Below are 20,691 nucleotides of genomic sequence, written 5' to 3' on the forward strand. Positions count from 1 at the left end.
ACGCTTTCTACCAGGCTCCTCTTTGCAGGAGCCTGTGGCCTTGATTGTATGAATCTTCCGCAAAACGAATCACTCCATCTGAACTTAGTTGCGACGTCAAAAACGCCATATAGACCGGAATTGGCTGCTTCAGTGAGACTCTGGTTTCGCGGTCCAAAACCTCGCCGGGCTTGGCGGTGTTCTTTTCGATAACATCTCGGGTCCAGGGTGTACCTTGCAAAAGGTATTCTGCTAAATCCAACGGGCGCTCGACTCTCACGCAGCCCGAGCTAAGCAGTCTTTGGGGTTCCGCAAAAAGCTCCCGCTGATTTGTATCATGCAAGTAGATCGCATAAGAGTTCGTCATCATGAATTTGAGAACACCCAGAGCATTCATATAATGAGGTCTTTGGCGAATAAAGATCTGCGTGTCTGCGTTAGGATCCATTCTCCACCAATCAATGGTCGATGGATCAATCCGACGCGTGAAGGATTTGTTCCACACCTCATAGTTGTGAGAGTCAAAATAATATGAAATCTCCCATGGCATCAGATTGCGAATGTCCTCCAATTTGTCCTCGCGGAAAATGGTCGGAGGCACCACCCAAAATGGGTTGATGATAATGTAAACGATCTTGTCCTTCATCGTGGGGGATTTTCGTGTTGGACGACCATTGATCGTTCTAAAGCTCATCGTATAAAGAGAGCCCTTCGATTTATCCACAAGGCTGAAGTAGGACATCGCCAAATTGATAAAAATATAACGATCTTCAAAAATTTGAGGGAACCACCGCATCTTTTCCATGTCCAGACGCACTTGTCTCATCCGATCCTGACAAGAGACATTCAGATACTTCCACGTCTTCCCATTAGGAGAAATGACCCCGTCAGGCTTAAATCGCAACATCCATTGAACGTCATTGATGGCTGCCAAGGTTTGTCCATCAAAGAGGTCATCGACAGAAGGAACTTTGTATCCCAGCTGTCGCAATCGATTTTTTATCGCAGGAAGAGCACTGTTCTTTGTGCCCAACTTCAAAACTTTTTTAACTGCAGGAATGGCCCCCCACTCATTTTGATTGCAATAGCTAGAGATTCTTTTTAGGGATTCTTTGAGAGCCAAGTACGGTGGCGACTGAGGTGTGAAACTTTCAAACAGAGGTCCTGCGCGTGTCCCGTGAGTCAGTAAGAGAACATTCAACTGCTTGGCGGTCACAAACGTTTTTCGCGGAAGTTTCACGTCGGTCCCCATTAGTTCGGGGTTCACCATCCCCAAAGAGACGTCCTGCAGAAGACGAAGATAGTTTTGATTGGCCTGGGTTTTCAGTGTGGGACTCCAAGCTCCTCCTCGGAGATAGGTCCATTCCATCTCATCTGTCCAATAGCTTTTTGGATTGAGCCCTTGATCTGAAGTTTGCAACATCGTGGCCCGCAAGTCTTCAAGATCCAGTGCATCTATCACGGCGAGGTATTCAGACAGTTTAGACTGCGCCTGACCAAGGCCACTGACACTCAAGAAAATTCCAAGAACAATGAGTCGAAGCCGTTTCATAGTTCCCCCTCAAGTCTCTATAAATATCTTGGTCCTCTTTTAATACGAGGAACAGAGGCCCCTAGTCCCCCGACGTGTTCCTATCGAAAAGAAAACAAAGACTCTGCAAAGTTGCATAAAATATCCTCATTTTTTGACGATCCAAACAAATTCAAAACACAACAGTGACATATGAAACACGGATCTTCTGCTACTTTGAGCCCTCATAAATCCAACCTCATAGGAGCTCAAAATGAAAAACCTTTCCTTCCTTATTATAGGAGGACTTCTTGTAGCACTCTCCCCCGCTCTGGCCTGCGAAGGAGAGGCTCAGTTCATTGCCAAAGTAGGATCTCGAAATTTCAGTCTTTCTCAAGGATGCAAAGTGACTCTGGCAGAGGTTCGATATTTCTCTTCGAATCCCTTTTGTCCTTTGAGTCTGGAGGAAATCAACACATCCGGTTTGCTGGTGGGCACCCTCAATGGACACGAGTGTGCCTATGATATCGGCGATGACGTTTCAGGCGTTGCGGTCAAACAAGGCGCTCGTTTGATTTTGGAATAGTTGTAAAAAAAAGGAGACCTCATCGGTCTCCTTTTCATTTTGAAAATATTGTTTTCAAAAAATTATCTTTGGCTTGCAGGAACCCACTTCAGTCCCTCTTTGCCCGCCCATTTTCCACGAGGACGATAGATACGGTTGTTAGCGTATTGTTCAAACGCATGAGCGCACCATCCTGAAATACGAGACGCTGCAAAAATTGGAGTGAACAAGTCTGTTGCAATTCCCATAGAGAAATAAACTGTCGCAGAATAGAAATCCACGTTCGGCATCAAACCTTTTTCTTTGTACATAGTATCGTCAATCAAAGTCGACATTTCGTACATATGGTGAATGCCCGCTTGTTGAGTCAACTTGTCAGACATACCACGAAGGATGCGTGCGCGAGGGTCGCCGTTTTTGTAAACGCGGTGACCGATACCCATCACTTTTTCTTTCGCCGCCAACGCATCTTTCACGAACTGCTGTGCATTTTCCATGTTGCCGATTTTTTGCAACATCAAGATCACTTGTTCGTTCGCTCCGCCGTGAAGAGGCCCCTTCAAGGCACCAATCGCAGAAACAATCGCAGAGTGAAGATCTGACAACGAAGACGCCGTTACGCGAGTTGCGAACGCCGAGCAATTCAATTCGTGATCGGCATGAAGGATCAAACAAGTGTCCATCACCTTAACGTGTTCAGCGTTCGGCTCTTTTCCGCCGCCCAACATATACATCATATTCCAAGCAATAGACTTATCAGCTTTAGGAGTTACGGGCTCTTGACCTTTGCGGATTGCATCGAATGCACAAAGAAGAGTTCCCATCTTTGCAGTCAAACGAACCGACTTGCGAAGATTTGCTTCCGCAGAGTTATCGTTCGCATCAGCATCCCAGTGAGCCATCAAGGAAACCGCCGTACGCAACCAGCCCATAGGATGAACGTTGGTTGGAATACCTTTAAGAACTTTAATGAAATCAGGGCTCAAAGCCATTTCTTTATGAAGTTCCGCAGAGAAAGTTTGCAACTCTGAAGCTGATGGAAGCTTGTCGTTCCAAAGAAGATAGGTCACTTCTTCAAAAGTTGAATTTTCCGCCAAGTCATCGATTGTATAACCACGGAAATTAAGATGATCACCAACAATAAAAGAAACTTTCGTTGTACACGCTACGACGCCTTCCAAACCCTTATCCAAGGCGCCTTCGTAAATATTTACTTCAGCCATTGCAGTATCCTTTCTGACTTTCAATTTAACATTCTACTCATAACAAAAACTTCAATAAGAAGTCACCCGGAAACACTCTAGTTCTTAGCTAGTTTAATAACTCTATCTTTAACTTCAGTCACGATCAGCGTCTGATCACGAACGGGCTCCGACTTCCCGGTGTATTTTTCATTGGCAAAGAGGATTTCATTACGCAGCTCATGAACACCTTGTTTCGGAGCCCGCAGGATGGCCTCAGAAAGTCCATGTCCTCCCCATCCTACACCCAAAGAATTTTGAGAAACCTTCAAACCCTCCGTCGCTAAAACCAATCGATCCCTCGGATTCAGCTGAAGGGTGCGACTTTGAGGCTCCGTGTTAAAGTCTTTCCCCAGACTGGGGCCTGTGGGCAACAGCTCGACCAGAGCGTCCTGGCCATAAACCTGCAAGAAGCCATCAATCACGCCCACAGAACAGTACTGCATTTCATAACTACGACGATCCACCACTCCATAAAAAACGCTGGCTTTGTCTTCGTTAAGAATATGAGGCACAACTTCCTTGGCCAAAAGAGCGACCACCTTATGAGCCTCAAGCCCACGGCGCGCTTCCATCTGCGATGAAATCTTAATAATCACTGACAACAGCAAGGATGATAAGGAGTAGCCACTGGCACTTGAAATCAAAATTCCAAATTTAAGTTTATCTTCGTGTTCAAAGATATCGAAATAGTCGCCACCCGAACGAGTTCCAGGAAGAAATTTTGTGCTGAACTCAAAACCCTGCACATTGGGAAGCTCCGTCGGAGACAAAAACTTTTGCAAAGTCTGCGCAAGCTTCAATTCCTGGCTGATTTGCGTGATCAATTTTTCCAGAGCTGTGTTGGCTTTGGAAAGCTCCAACCGATAGCGATGCAGTTCCGCGTCCTTCACCGCCAATTCATGTTCTAGTTCTGAAATACGTTCTTTGAAATCGTTCTCGTCTGTCATGACCTCATATTGTAGAGACGTCACAATACGGTGTCACCTTTTTCGACCCCTTGGTCTTTAGTCGAGGCTTTCAGGATTCTTCAGCAAAAAAAGACCGCTTAATTGCTTCTCTTCCTCTTGCAGACGGGCCTGAATGTTTTCCGGCACCTGACCTTCCTTGAGAGAGCTCAATCCCGCCAAGTGATAGCGAATTTCGCTGAGACGTTTATGCACCTTTTGCTTGGCCCAAGCCATAATGCCGTTGGAGGTGAGCTCCATCTCGACCCATGAAGAGGGAATATACTTCCCCTCTTGGATCTCGTCCACTTTGACCTGACTGCCAAAATGTCCCCAAATCATTTGCGCCGCAAATTGAAAACCCAACATCACCGCAAACAGCAATACAAACTGCAGACTTCGTTCCTGAAAAGACGAAAGATCCGAAGAAAAGCCCAGGTAAAACAAACTTCGAATTTCGCCGGCCACCAAGAATCCGACAATCACGCCCACGATTGAGACCAAGGAGAACTGCAAACCGATACGACGACACTCTTGATTTAAGTTTCGAGTCTGCCACCAAAAAAGAATCATCCTCGCGATTCTTTCGCCCGCAACAAGGCCCAAGGCCCCATTGAAGGACAAGGTGTTGGTCACCAATAACCCCAGTCCCATCACCAGGGACCAAAACTCAACCCGCACAACAAAACTAATAAAGAGGCTGGCCAGAAGAATCATGAAAACAGCCCCAAAGCGTCCATCCGCCAAGACAAAGGCCGCCTCGCCTTGCCCGAGAAGTGTCGAGATAACGCTGGCATTTCGCAACATCATCTCGCCCCCCACCAAGAACACGCCCGTGGCGAAAATCCACTTCAAAAGTTGTCGCGTTTTCGGTGTCAGCCCAAAGCCGGTCAGCCCCAGCACACACACACCCAAAAGAAAGAAGCCGTTAAAACTTAAAAAGAGAAGACCCAAGATCACAACCCACCAAGCTCCCAGAGTGCTGAGACACATCAATAAGTTGCTTGCCTTAAGACTGAGAACTCTCAGATTGTAAAGAGCCATGCCGGAGTACAAAGACTTTTGTGGTGATGCCTCTAAAGCCGTGATCACCAAAGTGCGTGAGAACATCTTTCCCGTGGTCGTTTCCAGACCCTTCTCCAAAAAAGCCCTTTGCAGTTTTGCAAACAAATGCGCCAGTTGCTTCTGTGACTCGGTCAGCCCGAACATCATCAGAACAAAACTACCCAACCACATAAGTATCATAACGGACTACCTTTCCTTCATAGGAGTGTCGTACTCCCGGCAAAAGCTCTTCAGCATGGATCGGACGTTTTACCACCACTCGCTGCACAGGCCAGGTCAAAGCTTCCTTTAAAACCTCTGCCGCGTCTTCATCATGCCCGACCAGGTCCCTGAAGACGACCATCTCTTGTTTGGGCAGGGCTGACTTTTTCTTGTGCGGATACATCGGATCAAAATAAATGCAGTCGATCTCAAGCTGCCCTTTGTGCTCCTTAAGAAAACTCAAGCTGTCGGCAAAATGCAGTTGATAAGATTTCAAATAGTCTTTGTGGGTGTGAGCGAAAGCCTCTTTCAGAAGAGCATACAGCACAGGAGATCTCTCAACCCCCGTCACCTGAAAACCCAGTTGAGTCAAAAAAACGCTGTCCACGGCAAGCCCCACGGACAGATCCAAAATTTTTCGATAGCCTTTGGCAACTCCCAAAGCTTTCGCCACCAGTTCGCTTTTTCCGCGGTGTCCTCTGCGCTCATAATCAAGATGATTTTTATCAAAGTCGATCTCTAAGCGACGATTCTCTCGATCTCGGACATGCACACGATCGGCCTCGATATAGAAATGAAAGAAAAAATTTTGCGGCTCAGAGGGATTTAAAGGACACTTAAAAAAATCCGCCCACAGCTGTCCTTTTTCAAGAAGCTCTGGCGCAGCTATGACACAAAGACTTAAAGGTTCTAATCGAGCAGATACCACAGACATTCAAACACCCAAAGGCCTATGGTAATAAGGAAAAGAGCAAAACCCGAACGAAAAACTGCGCGCAATTCACTGCCCACAGAACTGGAGAGGTTTTTAAGTTTATAGATAAAATTCACGGAAACGAAAGCCAATACTCCCGTTAAATAAATCCCCCAATAGGATCCCGCAAACAAAAGATGGTAACACAGGTTAAAAGCCAGAAACGCCACCCACCAAAGTGCAATCAGACGCCGTGACTTATCAAATCCCAACCAGTTCACAGTGTTGGCAAAGCCCGCCTGAGCACTGGGCAGAATGTTCATGAAGTTGCGAAGATGGACTACGAAAAGAACCAACCAACCCCACACACATCCAATCCAGAAACTTTCCTGGTCAAAGTGGGCTCCCATCGCCAACTGATAACCCACGGTCAGCAAAGGCCCTAACATCAGGAACAACGCCAACTCGCCGCCAATTTGATATTTAAATGAATTCTGTTTTTTAAACTGCGCCCACAGTCCCACGACAAGGCTTAAAGCAATCACCACGGCCACACTGGGAAAAGCGAAAACAATCGGCACAGAACAAAGCAACGCCAAAGCCAAAAACAAACTCGAATAAGACTTCACTTGAGCCGCCGTCACCCAACCGTTTTGAATAGCGCGACTGCCACTTCGCTCAAGAACACGATCCACGCCTTTCATGTGATCCATATAATCATTGCGCAAGTTGACTGCAATAAATGCCAAAAGAACACCGACCGTGGCGATCACGGAGGTCAGAGGGTCCAACAACGTTCCATCCGCAATATTTTTGGTCAACATCAGCAAAAGAGGCGTCAACACTAAGAGAAAACTGCGCACCTTGAACGTCATAAAACAGACCGTCAGAGGATTCGGGCAAAGGATGTCTTTTAAAGGTAAAACTCGAAAGGTCACGGTTTCAGATGCTGAATTCACATTCAACGTCTGCAAAGGCAAAGCCCGCTTCTCTTTGGAAAAAGTTCCCAAAAGATAAGACTCGAACTCGGGAGCCGTTTTTGAAAGCGTGACCAATTCGCTCACGACGGCTTCCTTCTCCAGTAAAGAATCTCAGTCAAAGGGCGAAGTTGTTCGATTAGATTCTCTTCCCCAGGCCTCATGAAGCTCTTCAAACGCTCGAGGTGATGATTGTACATCTGAATAAGTCCTTTATTCATTTCATCAAACTCTAAAAGCTTTTGATCGAACTTCACCTTACCGCCAAGATTTGCGTAATAATCTTCAAGGGTTTTGCTTTTGACAATGTTGTCGATCTCATGGCGAGTGCAGCCCTTGCACACAAAAGCCCCGAAAGAATTCAGATAACCAGATTTCAAATCACCTAAAATGGCTTTGCCTTCATCGTTACGAACATCATAATCCAGAAGATCGTCACTGCGTTGAAACAATTGACCTAACAAAGTCCCCATCTCTGAAAGGATGCGATGAAGTTCTTCATCGTATCTTTCTTGGGCGATAAACGGAGCGCGAATACACCACTTAAAAAGACTGGCGGTTTTCAAATTATGAATCCGATCCAGCTGTTCCAGGGTCACAAAGAAGTCGCCGATCACAGAATCCTGCAACCACTCTCCTTCTAAAAGATCTGAAATCACTTCGGCTGTGTATTGAACCAGCTTGATGTTGCCATGACCAGAGAGGTTCACCATGACTCGGGCCAAAAGATAGTCGCCCGCTAAAACGGCGTACTCGGGTGTGTACTTCAACCAGGCCGCTGTTTTTCCTCGACGTAAATGTGAACGATCAATCAAATCATCGTGAAGCAAAGAGGCGTTGTGAATAAACTCAATTGTTTGACCTAGAAGAAGTTCTGTTTTCGGGTCTAAAGAGAGGTTTGCTCCCATCATGCGAATCAACTTCGCACGGAAGCCTTTTCCGCCTGCAAAAAGATCATCGTACAGCTTATTCAGCTTCGGCAAATAGGCCGGAAAATCCTTTGGATCATAGACTTTAAGATCAATGACGCTTCGTTGCAATTTGAACTCCTGGAGAGGCCCTAACTTGTCGATTTATCTGCTTGCTGTCAAGGGCTCTCCGGCCTTAAAGTTCGAGACATTATGAATCAAGTCTTCCGCACCCAAAAGACCCTGAAATTCAGGGAGGCCGACCCGGCCGGGATCATGTTTTTCGGGAATATTTTCGCATTTGCCCACGATGCCTTTGAAGAGTTTATCGTCACCACGGGATACACCTATGAAGAGTGGTTCGGTCAAAAGGACGTTATCATCCCCATTCGCCAAACTGAGTCCAACTTTCTTTCTCCCTTCTATCCGGGGCAGACGTATGACGTCGCCGTCACCATCGCCAGCTTTGGAGAAACTTCATTCAAAATGAAATACGTTTTTTCGCAGAAAGACAAAACCCACGCGATAGTCACCATGGTTCATGCCGTGGTCGATAGTAAAACCATGCAAAAATCATCTTTGCCGTTTACTTTGAAGTCGCGTCTTGAGCCCTTCCTCGAATCCACAGGACAAGGTTGTTAGGAAAATTTATGGAAGAATTTAAATTTACAGGAAAAGAGTGGTGGCGAGACGGTGTTCGCTTTGAATGCACAGGCTCTGGCAAGTGCTGCACCTCCCACGGCGAATTTGGTTTTGTTTATCTGAGTCTGGAAGATCGCCAACGTTTTGCCAAATATCTAAAAATTCCGACGTCCGCGTTTACTCGTAAGTATTGCGAAAAAACCGGCGGCATCTGGCATCTTAAAGAAGATCCCAAAAATCCTGACTGCATGTTTTTAAAAGGAAAAAGTTGTGGGGTTTATGAAGCACGCCCCACTCAGTGCCGAACATGGCCGTTTTGGCCTGAAGTTATGAATGCTAAATCGTGGGCCAAGGACGTGAAAGCATTCTGTCCTGGCGTGGGACGTGGCCCCGTCATTCCCGCAGAAAAAATTGAAGCACAACTGCGCGAACAAATAAAAAGTGAGAAAGGATGGGGAAAATAATTTTCCCCGTTTCTTTTTGAGTCATCTTTCTTAAATTTCCATTAGTTCACCAAAGAATCTCATTTTGAAGCTTTAGACCTCCCGGACCTCTGTCGATGAGTTCCACATGAAGAACGTAAGCTCTAAATATCTTTATGTTTTGATCGTCTTTCTGACTTTTCTGGCCGGCTGTAAAGAGCCTTCTTTGGAAGTTGCTTCTTTAGGGAAAAAGCTGCCTTCTCCATTTCTAAAAGGTGCTGACCCCTTTTCTCAGGATTTCGAGGCCCAAAACTACGTTCAAATTCAAGGTGCCTGTGACTCACGAGTGGGCGATATTCTTATCAGTTTTGATAAGTCGATTTGGCACCAACCTCCCACAACACCGGACCTTGCAGGCACCACTCTGCCCGCCGCAACGATCAACGACCGCGATTGCACGGACGGCGCCTTCAATCTTTATCTCACTAAAAATGACCTTACAAATATCTGGGGGCTTCCAACCGGCTCTTCAGCGCCCAGCGTGGACCATATCTACTTAAAAGGAGAAAGCCTTATTGGGGATACGGAAACATTGGTCCTGTCAAAGGGACCAAATAGTGGAGGCGGTAACTCCGTTGCTACCAAGCTGATTCTAGAAAAAAATTGGCCCAAAGGGTATGCGGGCTCGGGTCAGTGTGAATCTTTTCGCGCTCAAGTGCAAAACAGTTCAGGCTATAGAGCCACCACGGCTGTCGCCATCACTTTCAAGTTAGAGAAACGCGTGAAGGGCCTTGTTTCAAGCGATGTAGCCACCTACTCTTCTTGGCAAGACTGCCAAAACGGAACCACAGGACAAACCACCTTCACAATACCCGCAGGCAGTGATGGAATCGAACTCATCTATAAATTCCCTTCAACTCCTTTAAATGAAACTTTTGAGTTCCGAATTGTCGCCCCTTCTTCCCTGAGTGCGGATTCGAACTACACACCTGTGGTGATGAGAGATTCCAGCGCGGGGTCTAATTATCGATGGTTGACCATTGAGCCGTACATTCATCAGATCTACAAGAATACGTGCTACCCGGTGACCATTCGTTCTTACAACTACAACCACAGCAGTCCCTCTGATCCTTCAGGGGGAACGATCAACCTGACGTCCTCCTCATCTCAGATGAAATTCTATACCGGGTCCGACTGCGCCACCGAAACGACGAGCTATACCTTTTCCGCTTACTCTTCATCAATCAATGCCTTCATCAAGTACACTTCTTCTGGAAGCGAGACCGAAACATTTACAAGCGTGACCTTGAATAAAGGTGCGGCCTCGGCAGGCTCTTACACCTATGACTTTGCGCCCTTTGATCTCCGCATTGATCTATCGAATAAATCTTTGGCTACCCGACTTGAATTCTGGGGACCTCAAGTCCTCACCCGATCACAGTGTCAAAGTTTTCAACTCACCACTTTGAATGACAATGGAACTCCGATCCCTGTGAGTGCCGCTACTCAAGTCTATTTGGGAACTCAAGAATCCAGCGTCGGCAGCTTCTATACGGATTCAACTTGCTCTTACACCAGCATTTCTTCTATCGCGATACCGGCTCAACAAAGCTCTTTCACTGTCTTTTTTAAAGCGACGGTGAACACCGCAGGCACCTATCACTTCCTACACTCGGCCGCGGGACTTAACTTCAAGTCTCATGATTTCAATGTGATCTTGGCGCCAACGAAATTGAAAATTTATGCGCCGGATATGTTCGCAGGAGCCTGCAAAGCTTTCACAATTGGACTGAGTGATGATGCGGGGAACTCCTATGTTTCCACCTATAACCTGAATGTCAATTTCAACGTTAGCTTCTCTTCACCCCTTACAGATCGTGTGTTTATGGACAGCAACTGCTCTATTCTTAACACGTCCAACAATGTAACAATAGGAAGCGGCATGGGGACTGCCGTGGTTTATATCCAAACGGCAGATTTAGTGGGAATTAATCTGAATATGTCCGTCACCTCTGTTGGAGGGCTTGCTGGAGACTACTTCTATGGCACTTTCCATTAAGATCTTAGTCTTTGATTTTCTGACGTAAAAGCTTGAGTAGCTTTTCCCGGTCCTCTTCTGGATGAAGAATATAGGTTTCCGTTTCTCCCTCGATGGGGGCAAAAGTCACAGCCTGAAATTCATCCACACAGACATCCAAACAGCTCGACGTCACCACACGAATTTTGGAAAGGTCCCCGGTTTCTTTAAAGGATTTTTTCAAAAACACTTTGAGATTGTCAGCTGCATTGCCCTCTTCATGCAAAGACTTGGAACTGATCGCTTTATGGCATTTGGTGCAAATCATTAAGACACCTTTGGACCAGGGAGTTTCTTCTTTTTTCATAGCCGTCTCCTCAATTCCCCCCACAAAATTTTACCTAAATCACTGCGAGGAATCTCTTTCACATAATGAATCTTACGAATTTTTTCAAAGGGAAGCACTCTTTCTGAATAGCGCTGGGCTACTTGCAAGGTCGCTGCCTCCGAGAGACCGCTGACAAGATGAATCTCAGCCCCTAACCTGTCAGACGGCATATCCAACAGCGCCAACCGCAGAGGCCAACCTGAGTCCAACTCAAAAGCGCAGCCCTCCAGAAGAGAGCGCAGTCTTGCGACATTCGTGCCCTCGCCGCCGATTTTCACATAGTCTTTACTGCGCCCTTGAATATGCAAACATCCTTCAAGGATCTCACCTCGGTCCTCCGTGGTGAACCAGCCGTCCACTTTGGGGTCCCAAACCTTTCTGCCATTTTCGGTATTCTGGGCATAACAGGTGAATAAGGAACCGCCCTGAACCTGCAAAAAACCTTCTGCATTGTTTCGAACCTCGGCGTGAGATAATAACCTCACCTCGGGAAACTCTTCCTGCTGCAAAGAAGATAAGGAGGCCGTGGCAATCTGTGAAGCTGTTTCGGTCATTCCATAACTTGGCAAGACCGGCCACCCTAAAGAGCGAGCTTTTTTATAAAGTTCAACTTCAAAAACGCCACCTCCGACCACCACCGCCCGCAAAGACGAGGGCGCTTGATAGGAGTTCGAAACAAGATCATAAACTTGAGTTGGCACCAAGGACGACAACGTACACCGCTGAGACTTCAAAACATCATAAAAAAAATGAACATCCCACTTCTGCTCTTTCAAAGCGGGAACCACCTTCGCACCAACCAAAGAGGCACGCACTTCAATGCCTAAACCACCGACATGAAAGGAGGGCAACACTTGAGTCCAAACGTCTGACGCCTCACTTTGCAAATGAGAATTCACTGATTTTGCCGAGCAAATAAGGGCGTGCTTCGACAAAGCCACAAGCTTTGTATTGCTGACAGAATCCGCCGTAGAGCCTGAGGTCGCAACCCACACGTGTCCCTGAAGATTTTGTTGCTCTTGGGCCCATGTCGCGAGCGAAAAAAGTTTTTGATAATCGGCCTGAGGCCAACGTGGATTTAAAAGAATCTCATTACTCTGAGAATCCAAATCTATTGTGTTTTGAGTTGATGCCATGGCAACGCCTCTAGAAGCTTATCAAAACCAATGCCTAAGCCCTTCACCTTCAACAAGAAAGGACCTTGTGTGGAAAGCTCTGCCGCGAAAGAGTCCATCTGATACAGACGATGCGTGAGACAGCCGGCCTCTAGAATCATATCTCCATGTTTCTTTTTAAGCTCCATGGCCACGGCAAGAGCGTGAGTCACCCCGACCGGATGATCCATATAACTGGTGACGGCGGCTTTTAACTTCCACTTTTCACAATGAGCGATCGCCTTATCGACATCCATTTTTGCGGGCTTAATCACCAACACATCGAAGGGAGCCACGTTCAACTGATCCCATTGTACTTTGTGATACTGATTATCCAAGGCGACTTTCGCCAACTTTCTTGCTTCCACCCAGGCTTTGGGATCATACGGGAAAGGATCTTCCACATACTCAATCAGAGGACGAACAGTCAAAGGAAGAGCATTCATGAATCTTTCAAAGATCGACCAGCTCCCCACAGCATTAAAATCCAAACGAATCTTCAGACCTACCGCCGCGATATGAGTCAGCATCTCGGCCTCTTCTCGCAGATTTCTTCCGACCTTCATTTTTAAAGTGCTAAAGCCTTCCTTTTTGAGCTCATCTAAAAAACCTGGCTTAATTTGTCTGAAATCGGAAAGTAAAAAGTTGTTCTTTATTTTTTCACCGGAATCAAACAAGTGGATCTTGTTTTTGCGCGCTTGAGCATCTCGGCGAGAAAACCAGATACTTTGTTCCACCTGATTGCTCATTCGGCCACGGCGTAAATCTGACAGTTGGGTTTCCAAAGAGGCATCCCCCAACTCGGGCCAAGGATGAAGATCGCTATAACCCACACAACCATCGGGCCACTCCACCTTCAGAAGAGCCCCGTCTCGCTCTGCCGCCATCGCGACTGAGTTCAAAGACTGAAGAGGTTTAAGTTTGTAGGGGCTATAAAATATCTTCATCAATACGCCAATCCCAATGCCATTAAAAGACCAAAGAGCAAATGCAGCCCGGCCGCCTGCCCTAGGAATTGATTATAGGCAGGACTGGGCTCTGTGGAGAAAACATTTTTTGTGATTTTCACAGCCAGAGGCAAAGCCAACAATGAAATTAAAGCCGGGATTCTATATCCCTCCGTCCACCAATAGACATTGAGTACAAAGGGCATAAAACACAGGATCGCAATTTCCCATCTTGAAAACTGCACTCCAAAACGAACCGCCAAGGTTTTCTTATGGACCAATAGATCCCCACTGCGATCCCGCAAATTGTTCACGGCAATTAAAACCGTGGCATGAAGACCAATTTGCAGGCCCAGGACAAAGGCTTCTGAAAGCCACTTGCCTGTATTCAAAAAAACGATCCCCATGACCGCCAGAAGACCAAAAAATAAAATGACAAACACATCCCCCAGACCCAAATACGCCAAAGGGAAGGGGCCCGCCGTGTAAGCATATCCCATCAAAACAGAGGCGATACCAATACCGACGATCACCCATCCACCTTTGATCACCAAAGGAATCCCGCACAAAACCGCCAAAGCAAAACACAGAGTTCCCAAGGCCATCACTTGCCCTGCCGACAAGATCCCTGCTTGAGTAATTCTCTGCGGGCCAATGCGCTTTTCTGTGTCGGCGCCCTTTTTAAAATCAACGGCATCGTTGACCAAGTTGGTCCCGATCTGAATAAGGAAAGATGCCATCAAAGCGTAAAAGAGAACCCATCCATCCCAAGAAAGCCCCACCGCGCGAACCAAAGCGGTTCCAGCCACACAGGGAACCAAGGCTGCCGTGAGAGTTTTAGGACGAAAAGCGAGAAGAATACTTTTAATTTGAGTCGTAGAATTCATTTTTGCATCGCATTGTGTAGGGTTAAATTCCAGCTGTGGTTGTATCAGATTCTTTTCGCGTGACCAAAAGAAATTCTAAAGGCAAAACCATGCCTGGGAGGCCTTTTATGAATTTAATCTCTGTTTTTTCTTTCCTAGCCGGAGCGCTCATTTCAGGTCTTGTCCTCTACTTCAAATTGAAGGCTCAAGCGACTGCGGAAAAGGCTCAACTTCTGGCCGACGTTCAATCATTGCAGTTAAAAAACGATCTGCTCTCACAAAGCCTTCAAGAACAAAAAATCTTGATGTCGGAAGCGCGTAAACAGCAAGAGGACTTGAGCGATCGCATGAACACTCAGTTTGAAGTGATGGCACAAAAAATCTTCGAAGAAAAATCGGCCAAATTCACCGACCAGAATCAAAAAAATATTTCTTCTATTTTAGAGCCTCTCAAAGAGCGCATCAAAGATTTCGAAAAGAAGGTTGAAGAAACCTATTCGACCGAACGATCCGAACGCGGCATGTTGCGTGGTGAGCTCTCTAAGTTGATGGAGCTGAATAAAGTGATGTCGGCCGAAGCCCAAAACCTTACCAAGGCTCTCAAAGGTGAATCCAAAACCCAAGGAAACTGGGGAGAACTTATTCTGGAAAACATCCTTGAACGCTCGGGCCTGCGCAAAGGTGAAGAGTATATCATTCAGGGCACTGACATGGATCTCCGTGGAGAAGATGGACAAATTCTTCGCCCCGACGTGATCGTCAATCTTCCCGATGAAAAACATCTTATCGTTGACTCTAAGATGACCCTGGTCGCTTATGAACAATACTCCTCTGCCGAAACCCCCGAAGAGCTTGAGCGCACGGGGAAGCTTCATGTGGAGTCCTTGAAAAAACATATCGATGGTCTTTCAGAGAAAAAATACCATGCAGCAGATAAGCTGATCTCACCGGATTTTGTCATTCTGTTTATGCCTCTGGAACCCGCCTTTGCTTTGGCTTTCAAGCTGAAACCAGAGCTCTTCCAATATGCTTGGGAACGCAATGTCGCCATCGTGAGCCCCACCACCCTGCTTGCGACCCTGCGGACCGTGGCTGCCTTGTGGAAGCAAGATCGCCAAGAAAAAAACGCTCTGGAAATCGCCAAGCGTGGTGGTTTGCTTTATGAGAAATTTGCCGGCCTGCTGAAGGATCTACAAAACTTGGGGGAAAAGCTGGGAGCCGCCCAGAAAGCTCATGAGGAAGTCCTGAAAAAGGTCTCTGAAGGGCGAGGCAACCTCATCGATCAGGTGGAAGACCTGAAGCGTTTGGGAGCAAAAACGGAGAAGTCTTTGCCCCAACTGGAAAATGCGTAGAATTTAAATCCGAGGGAGGACCCCCCTCCCTGTCAAACCTTTAGACAACTCTCCGGAATTTTCACTCCCCCGGCCTCCACCTGTAAGAACCCCTCCACTTCTGATATAAACAACCAAATTATTCATTAGTATCAGGAAGGGTTCGCTATGATGCGCACATTCGTTGTCTCCGCCGCTATCTTACTTTGGGGCTTCAACTCCTCAGCTTATTTTGAGCAGCAACCCTCTTCGACAACTCAAGAACAAGACGTCGCCCAAGCCCAAAAGGCGATCGACTCTTACCATAAGTCCCTTCGTAAAATGATGGGTCCCTTGGATGGCGAAGCTCCCTATTCTGAGCAAGGCAGTCAGATGCGCAAGGCGGAAGGCCGTGTCGCTCAAGGATATTGGATCAACGTAGACACCCGCGATCAAAAGGCCTGCGCGGAGGTCTATGAAAGCATTCGCAGTCTCAAATCCAACGACGGCCAAAAAAGCCTTCGCGAATTCTGTCAATACGACCCCTCTCAACCGATGCTATCCGTGTTGGTTCTTCAAGACATCAACGCCACGGAGTTTCGCCGAGAACTCGATATTTCTGGCCTAAAAACCACCGATCAAAACTTAGCAACAGACACTCGCAACATGGCTCTTACAATGGTCGGCGCAATGGGGCTTTTCTGGATGCTTCCTGAATCCACAACCCAATGGGATAAGAAGGCCATTTCCGAATCAAAACATGGCATCTTCACGGAATACTTCAATAACGTGAAGAAGGGACCCGTGATGGATGGCGACAACTGGTACTTCAACTGGATTGGACATCCCGTATCCGGAGCGGCTTATTATACTTTGGCTCGCCATAACAACATGACGATGATGCAGTCCTTTGGCTACTCGGTCGTGATGTCGACATTCTTCTGGGAATATGGTTTTGAGGCCTTCGCGGAAGTTCCTTCAATTCAAGATCTTTTCATCACGCCCATCATTGGCTCTTTATTGGGTGAACTTATGTACCGAGCCGAGCTTTCAATCGTCGCAAATCAAGGAAAACTTATGGGAAGTAAAGCCCTGGGTAAGTTGGCTTTGGTGATTTTAAATCCTATGGGGGCTCTTTCTTCGTCCATCAATAAAGCCTTGGGCTCTCAAGTCATTCAGAGTGCTAAAGCGGACTGGGTCGTAAGAAACGAGCAACACGAACACCAGCAAGGTATCAGTTCTACCTATGTGGGTGTGCAATTAAGATTTGTCTTTTATTAAGAGGGGCTGAGCTTTATAGCTCAGCATCCTTAACGACAGTCAGCTTCGTAGCAACATCAATCCCTGAAGATTGATTTTTAATCGCCACAGATGGGTTCTGAACCACACGCTGCTGAAGCTTCGCGAAGATAGGCTCACGAATAGCCAAGTTATTGTCCTGAAGAACACACTGACGTGCCATTTTCTCTGCCACATTCACAACAACAGGAGCCTTTAGGTTCGCCGTCATTTGAGTTGGATCATCAGGAATAGTCACGATAGAGAAATAGCGAGCTTTGTCTTGCGCTGTCAGCTTCAAGGCTTCTAGGTCACCTTTAGTTAAAGTCGCTTTGTACTGAGGAGCAAAAAGCTCTGGCTCAAGAACGGGGAAGGCAATCTGAGGGGCTTCGCAGCTTTGCAACCAAGCAAAGATCTCATCATTTGGATCATCGAGAAGAGCAAACTTACGTAAATCCGCAAAGCCCAAAAGACCTTCAGGGAAAGTCAGAACATCTTCTTGTTTCAGCTCAACTTGGCCGAAGCGTGATGTCGAAATGATCATTCATCCTCCCAAAAACTCAGGATTCACCCATATTTTAGACACACTAAGCCGGTATAATGGTGAATACATCTATAAATCTGGACCTAAATCTAGGGAGACTCAATTAAAATCGTAGGGGCTTTGACTGGGCGCTTCAGGGCTCTAGGAGTGGGTTTCCCGACTCAAAGCCCCTGAAAATCCATTATGGCTTTAGCAATTTAGCTACACTGCGAGTTTTATCGGCAGGAACGTTAGCAGACTGCTGGTTTTGGTCTTGAATGGCAACATACACCTCTTCCCGATGGATTTTGGTGTCTTTGGGCGCTTCGATACCGAGACGGACCTGTTTACCTTTAATTTGAACTACTCTGATTTTGATGTGGTCATCGATAGCGATGCTTTCACCCAACTTCCGTGTGAGAACCAGCATGACAACTCCTTTTGCTGCAGTCGTTATCGGTAGTTTTAAGCGGAACTGTAGGTATTATTTTTATCTTAGAAAGTCAAGAAGGCTTGGTTGAATAAGCTTCCCCGAGGTTTCGAGGGTCGCTTTCAGGGTGCTATCCGTCTTATTGATATCAGAAATGACCTGGAAAGCATCAGCATCTTCCAGTTGCGAAGCCGTGACTCGATTATCCACCACAGCCTTTTGGAGGGAGTCCATGGTATTATTTACGGCCATAATTCTGGACCCAACCTCAGAGCGGGCCAAAACCACCTGAGAAATAGCCTGATCCAGGGTGTCCAGATTCTCCTGAACGCCCTCTTTGTCGTTGGTTCTCAAGGAAACTTCTAAATTCCTAAGGGCGCTAAAGATATTAATGCCTGCGCCCCCCGTGACAGGGTCTTGTTTGTCCGAGCGACTTTGACGGCGCTGCGACGCAGGGCCGCGAGTTTCAATGTAGTTATTTTCGATCTCGCGATTGAGCTCGCTTCTTTCGTTTTCTTCCTGCTGGTGCTGTTTTAATTGCTCCACGTCCTTGGGGGCATCATAACTAGCCCGCACGATGCCGTCTCCACCCAGCCCACGCCCCAAAAAGACCTTACTTCCGGCGATGTTCATCGCCACGAAAGAATCTTTCTGAGTTTGAATCTTCATATCGCCATCATCACCGAAATATTCACCGGCCTGACCGAACGGAGTGGTTTGCGTTTTGTAGCCGCCAAAGATAAAGCGCTCACCCAACTTACGGTTTCCGATCTGTACGGCTTGATTGTAGATCTGTTCGATCTCTGAAGCCGTGACCATGCGGGTTTCTGAATTTCCGCTGGCATCATTCGACTGGCTGATCGCAAGCTCTTTTGCGCGCACTAAAATCTCGGACAACTCACCCAAGGATTGATCCGAAAATTCTAAAAAGGATCGAGCATTGTTAATATTTTTAATGAACTGACCGTTTCCTTTTTCTTCAGTCCGAGCCGCTAAAACCCGTGCCGAAGCCAATGGATCATCAGAGGGTTTATTAATACGCTTCTGAGTCGCAGCTTGATTTTGCAAGTCAGCCATATCCGAACGATTCTTCGTCAGATTCTGATTCACCTGATTAAAAGCCATTTTATCTGCGATTCTCATTCAACCCTTTTCCTAAAACACCTTTACCAGTTATCTACTGGGTTACATTCGTTTCAAATTCAATACTGTATCTAACATTTCATCGGCCGTTTTGATCAACCGAGCTGAAGCATCGTAAGTCTTTTGAAATTCGATCATCTTGGTTGTCTCTTCATCCAAAGAGACGCCACTGATACTTTCACGGATATTCGTCAACTGACTCATGACGTTCTTTTGGGACTCTTGGGATTTCACCGCTCTTTGCACCACCGCACCGATCTGTCCGACCTGTGTGTTGTAGTAGTCATCCAAAGTCGATGTCCCGTCGGCCATCACCTGACGGTACTGCAAAGACGAAATCACGTTCGCAACAGTGTTATCTCCAGAAGCTCCGGGTTGAGCCCCTGCCGCGATTCGACCGACATCGTTAAAGATTGTTTTATTTATGCCGATAACCGAGGCAGCTCCCTTTGTCGTTTCAGGCATATCAAAAAACAAAACACCTTGGCGTCCGTTTTTGTCATACCCCTCGATATGGGCCGCATTGACTTCTTTCGCCATCGTATAGGCCATATTATCCACATGACCTAAAAGATCTTCAATCACGTGATCACGAACATCCAAGGCGCCACCAATTCGACCGCCCGTAATCTGACTCGTGATATTGGCAGGAGAGCCCGCACTTCCCATGAAGAAAACTTCCACGCGGTTGCGACCATCCACCTCTTGAGCTTTCAGCTCTGAGGAACTCACTCCCGAAACCAAGATGGCGGTCCGACCAGCTGTCACCGTGACCATGCCGTCTTTACCCTCGGCCCAAGAGATATCAACTTTTTCACCTAACTTCTTCAAAACCACATCACGACGATCTCGTTCGTCATTGGCGGGCGTCTTTTGCACTTCGATCATCTGAATTTTTTCATTCAGAGACGCCAGCTCTTTGGTCAACTGATTGACCTCTTCGACAGTTGTTTTGATTTGACCATCCAAGTCTTCCTGCACGGCTTTGAGCTGACCAACCACTCGACCGAAATCTTTGGTCAATGCCGAAGCCGATTCACGAACCATCGTTCGTGATGCCAAACTTTCAGGGTTGTTTGAAAGTTCACGGAAAGAGTTGAAGAAATCTGTCATGTACTGATTCAAACCCTTATTGGTCTGTTCATTGTAAATTTGTTCTACACGACCTAAGGCGTCTGCACGGGAATCTTGAAACCCCATGTTCATGCCTTCTCTTTGAATCTGCTTTTCTAACCAGGGATTGTTAACACGAGTGACCACACCTGCGCGAGCACCCATTCCGATTTGAAGATTTCCTTCAGAGATAGGCGTGTTCGTCATGAGTTCGACTCTCTGGCGAGAGAAGCCCTCAGTCGATTTATTGGCGATGTTATGACCGACGGTTTGCAACGCTGTTTGAGAGTTCATCAGCGAGCGCTTACCCGTGTCCATCATGGCCGAGATTTTAGACATCCTATCCTCATCTCTGGTGGGTTACTGCTTCG

At 46.8% G+C, this 20,691-nt stretch carries 21 protein-coding genes; 6 read left to right on the forward strand and 15 right to left on the reverse strand.

Annotation, left to right across the window (positions count from 1 at the left end; all coding sequences use genetic code 11):
• Window positions 1–7: 7 nt before the first annotated feature.
• The gene (locus tag ACM64D_RS05810; protein ID WP_415062249.1) at window positions 8–1,531 is read right to left on the reverse strand and encodes a L,D-transpeptidase family protein; all 1,524 of its coding nucleotides are present in this window, start codon (window positions 1,529–1,531) and stop codon (window positions 8–10) included.
• Window positions 1,532–1,763: 232 nt separating this feature from the next.
• On the opposite strand from ACM64D_RS05810, the gene ACM64D_RS05815 reads away from it, so the two are divergent.
• The gene (locus ACM64D_RS05815) at window positions 1,764–2,075 is read left to right on the forward strand and encodes a hypothetical protein (RefSeq protein ID WP_415062250.1); all 312 of its coding nucleotides are present in this window, start codon (window positions 1,764–1,766) and stop codon (window positions 2,073–2,075) included.
• 62 nt (window positions 2,076–2,137) lie between these two features.
• Here ACM64D_RS05815 and ACM64D_RS05820 read toward each other — a convergent pair whose 3' ends face one another.
• The 6 genes from ACM64D_RS05820 to ACM64D_RS05845 all read right to left on the reverse strand — a co-directional run bounded on the left by ACM64D_RS05820 (window position 2,138) and on the right by ACM64D_RS05845 (window position 8,219).
• Entirely contained in the window at window positions 2,138–3,277 is a 1,140-nt protein-coding gene (locus ACM64D_RS05820; protein WP_415062251.1) for a citrate synthase, read from the reverse strand.
• Between the two features lie 77 nt (window positions 3,278–3,354).
• Entirely contained in the window at window positions 3,355–4,245 is an 891-nt protein-coding gene (locus tag ACM64D_RS05825) for a PP2C family protein-serine/threonine phosphatase (RefSeq protein WP_415062252.1), read from the reverse strand.
• Window positions 4,246–4,302: 57 nt separating this feature from the next.
• Entirely contained in the window at window positions 4,303–5,487 is a 1,185-nt protein-coding gene (locus tag ACM64D_RS05830) for a hypothetical protein (protein ID WP_415062253.1), read from the reverse strand.
• Window positions 5,465–6,223 (reverse strand): class I SAM-dependent methyltransferase, encoded by a 759-nt coding sequence (locus ACM64D_RS05835; RefSeq protein WP_415062254.1) that lies wholly within the window; start codon window positions 6,221–6,223, stop codon window positions 5,465–5,467. The genes ACM64D_RS05830 and ACM64D_RS05835 overlap by 23 nt, the downstream gene beginning before the upstream one ends.
• Window positions 6,199–7,266 (reverse strand): prenyltransferase, encoded by a 1,068-nt coding sequence (locus ACM64D_RS05840; RefSeq protein ID WP_415062255.1) that lies wholly within the window; start codon window positions 7,264–7,266, stop codon window positions 6,199–6,201. Before ACM64D_RS05840 ends, ACM64D_RS05835 begins: the two co-directional genes overlap by 25 nt.
• Window positions 7,263–8,219: a polyprenyl synthetase family protein gene (locus tag ACM64D_RS05845; protein ID WP_415062256.1), complete on the reverse strand. Its 957-nt coding sequence runs from the start codon at window positions 8,217–8,219 to the stop codon at window positions 7,263–7,265. Before ACM64D_RS05845 ends, ACM64D_RS05840 begins: the two co-directional genes overlap by 4 nt.
• A gap of 81 nt (window positions 8,220–8,300) precedes the next feature.
• On the opposite strand from ACM64D_RS05845, the gene ACM64D_RS05850 reads away from it, so the two are divergent.
• The 3 genes from ACM64D_RS05850 (at window position 8,301) to ACM64D_RS05860 (ending at window position 11,210) form a co-directional block, all read left to right on the forward strand.
• On the forward strand, window positions 8,301–8,729 hold the full coding sequence (locus tag ACM64D_RS05850; RefSeq protein ID WP_415062257.1) for an acyl-CoA thioesterase: 429 nt from the start codon (window positions 8,301–8,303) through the stop codon (window positions 8,727–8,729).
• Window positions 8,730–8,737: 8 nt separating this feature from the next.
• Window positions 8,738–9,193: a YkgJ family cysteine cluster protein gene (locus ACM64D_RS05855; protein WP_415062258.1), complete on the forward strand. Its 456-nt coding sequence runs from the start codon at window positions 8,738–8,740 to the stop codon at window positions 9,191–9,193.
• A gap of 106 nt (window positions 9,194–9,299) precedes the next feature.
• On the forward strand, window positions 9,300–11,210 hold the full coding sequence (locus tag ACM64D_RS05860; protein ID WP_415062259.1) for a hypothetical protein: 1,911 nt from the start codon (window positions 9,300–9,302) through the stop codon (window positions 11,208–11,210).
• A gap of 4 nt (window positions 11,211–11,214) precedes the next feature.
• On the opposite strand, the gene ACM64D_RS05865 is transcribed toward ACM64D_RS05860, so the two are convergent.
• The 4 genes from ACM64D_RS05865 to menA are packed head-to-tail and all read right to left on the reverse strand — an operon-like array spanning window position 11,215 to window position 14,544.
• Window positions 11,215–11,535: a (2Fe-2S) ferredoxin domain-containing protein gene (locus ACM64D_RS05865; protein ID WP_415062260.1), complete on the reverse strand. Its 321-nt coding sequence runs from the start codon at window positions 11,533–11,535 to the stop codon at window positions 11,215–11,217.
• A complete protein-coding gene (locus tag ACM64D_RS05870; RefSeq protein ID WP_415062261.1) occupies window positions 11,532–12,692 on the reverse strand; it encodes an AMP-binding protein in 1,161 nt (386 codons plus the stop codon). The genes ACM64D_RS05865 and ACM64D_RS05870 overlap by 4 nt, the downstream gene beginning before the upstream one ends.
• Window positions 12,668–13,657 carry an o-succinylbenzoate synthase MenC gene (gene menC / locus ACM64D_RS05875; RefSeq protein WP_415062262.1) on the reverse strand — a complete coding sequence of 330 codons (990 nt, stop codon included), beginning with the start codon at window positions 13,655–13,657 and terminating at the stop codon, window positions 12,668–12,670. Before menC ends, ACM64D_RS05870 begins: the two co-directional genes overlap by 25 nt.
• Window positions 13,657–14,544, reverse strand: coding sequence for a 1,4-dihydroxy-2-naphthoate octaprenyltransferase (gene menA, locus ACM64D_RS05880; RefSeq protein WP_415062263.1), 888 nt, complete (start codon window positions 14,542–14,544; stop codon window positions 13,657–13,659). Before menA ends, menC begins: the two co-directional genes overlap by 1 nt.
• Window positions 14,545–14,651: 107 nt before the next feature.
• Here menA and ACM64D_RS05885 point away from each other — a divergent pair, with 107 nt between their 5' ends.
• Window positions 14,652–15,875 (forward strand): DNA recombination protein RmuC, encoded by a 1,224-nt coding sequence (locus tag ACM64D_RS05885; RefSeq protein ID WP_415062264.1) that lies wholly within the window; start codon window positions 14,652–14,654, stop codon window positions 15,873–15,875.
• A gap of 147 nt (window positions 15,876–16,022) precedes the next feature.
• Window positions 16,023–17,114: a DUF3943 domain-containing protein gene (locus ACM64D_RS05890; protein WP_415062265.1), complete on the forward strand. Its 1,092-nt coding sequence runs from the start codon at window positions 16,023–16,025 to the stop codon at window positions 17,112–17,114.
• A 13-nt stretch (window positions 17,115–17,127) separates the two neighbouring features.
• Here the strand turns inward: ACM64D_RS05890 and fliW are convergent, their stop codons facing one another.
• The 4 genes from fliW to flgK all read right to left on the reverse strand — a co-directional run bounded on the left by fliW (window position 17,128) and on the right by flgK (window position 20,659).
• Window positions 17,128–17,655, reverse strand: coding sequence for a flagellar assembly protein FliW (gene fliW, locus ACM64D_RS05895; RefSeq protein WP_415062266.1), 528 nt, complete (start codon window positions 17,653–17,655; stop codon window positions 17,128–17,130).
• 181 nt (window positions 17,656–17,836) lie between these two features.
• Complete coding sequence (gene csrA, locus ACM64D_RS05900; RefSeq protein ID WP_415062267.1) at window positions 17,837–18,064, reverse strand: carbon storage regulator CsrA; 228 nt, start codon at window positions 18,062–18,064, stop codon at window positions 17,837–17,839.
• Window positions 18,065–18,124: 60 nt separating this feature from the next.
• Window positions 18,125–19,207, reverse strand: a complete 1,083-nt coding sequence (flgL, locus tag ACM64D_RS05905) for a flagellar hook-associated protein FlgL (protein ID WP_415062268.1) — start codon at window positions 19,205–19,207, stop codon at window positions 18,125–18,127.
• Between the two features lie 42 nt (window positions 19,208–19,249).
• The gene (gene flgK / locus ACM64D_RS05910) at window positions 19,250–20,659 is read right to left on the reverse strand and encodes a flagellar hook-associated protein FlgK (protein ID WP_415062269.1); all 1,410 of its coding nucleotides are present in this window, start codon (window positions 20,657–20,659) and stop codon (window positions 19,250–19,252) included.
• Between the last annotated feature and the right edge of the window lie 32 nt (window positions 20,660–20,691).

Source organism: Bdellovibrio sp. (assembly GCF_047637665.1).
In the GTDB taxonomy this organism is placed as follows: Bacteria; Bdellovibrionota; Bdellovibrionia; order Bdellovibrionales; family Bdellovibrionaceae; genus Bdellovibrio.

Coding starts and splice junctions, on each gene's coding strand:
- ACM64D_RS05810 (WP_415062249.1), bottom strand. CDS start 1,531: ATGAAACGGCTTCGACTCATTGTTCTTGGAATTTTCTTGAGTGTCAGT.
- ACM64D_RS05815 (WP_415062250.1), top strand. CDS start 1,764: ATGAAAAACCTTTCCTTCCTTATTATAGGAGGACTTCTTGTAGCACTC.
- ACM64D_RS05820 (WP_415062251.1), bottom strand. CDS start 3,277: ATGGCTGAAGTAAATATTTACGAAGGCGCCTTGGATAAGGGTTTGGAA.
- ACM64D_RS05825 (WP_415062252.1), bottom strand. CDS start 4,245: ATGACAGACGAGAACGATTTCAAAGAACGTATTTCAGAACTAGAACAT.
- ACM64D_RS05830 (WP_415062253.1), bottom strand. CDS start 5,487: ATGATACTTATGTGGTTGGGTAGTTTTGTTCTGATGATGTTCGGGCTG.
- ACM64D_RS05835 (WP_415062254.1), bottom strand. CDS start 6,223: ATGTCTGTGGTATCTGCTCGATTAGAACCTTTAAGTCTTTGTGTCATA.
- ACM64D_RS05850 (WP_415062257.1), top strand. CDS start 8,301: ATGAATCAAGTCTTCCGCACCCAAAAGACCCTGAAATTCAGGGAGGCC.
- ACM64D_RS05855 (WP_415062258.1), top strand. CDS start 8,738: ATGGAAGAATTTAAATTTACAGGAAAAGAGTGGTGGCGAGACGGTGTT.
- ACM64D_RS05860 (WP_415062259.1), top strand. CDS start 9,300: ATGAAGAACGTAAGCTCTAAATATCTTTATGTTTTGATCGTCTTTCTG.
- ACM64D_RS05865 (WP_415062260.1), bottom strand. CDS start 11,535: ATGAAAAAAGAAGAAACTCCCTGGTCCAAAGGTGTCTTAATGATTTGC.
- ACM64D_RS05870 (WP_415062261.1), bottom strand. CDS start 12,692: ATGGCATCAACTCAAAACACAATAGATTTGGATTCTCAGAGTAATGAG.
- menC (WP_415062262.1), bottom strand. CDS start 13,657: ATGAAGATATTTTATAGCCCCTACAAACTTAAACCTCTTCAGTCTTTG.
- menA (WP_415062263.1), bottom strand. CDS start 14,544: ATGAATTCTACGACTCAAATTAAAAGTATTCTTCTCGCTTTTCGTCCT.
- ACM64D_RS05885 (WP_415062264.1), top strand. CDS start 14,652: ATGAATTTAATCTCTGTTTTTTCTTTCCTAGCCGGAGCGCTCATTTCA.
- ACM64D_RS05890 (WP_415062265.1), top strand. CDS start 16,023: ATGATGCGCACATTCGTTGTCTCCGCCGCTATCTTACTTTGGGGCTTC.
- fliW (WP_415062266.1), bottom strand. CDS start 17,655: ATGATCATTTCGACATCACGCTTCGGCCAAGTTGAGCTGAAACAAGAA.
- csrA (WP_415062267.1), bottom strand. CDS start 18,064: ATGCTGGTTCTCACACGGAAGTTGGGTGAAAGCATCGCTATCGATGAC.
- flgL (WP_415062268.1), bottom strand. CDS start 19,207: ATGAGAATCGCAGATAAAATGGCTTTTAATCAGGTGAATCAGAATCTG.
- flgK (WP_415062269.1), bottom strand. CDS start 20,659: ATGTCTAAAATCTCGGCCATGATGGACACGGGTAAGCGCTCGCTGATG.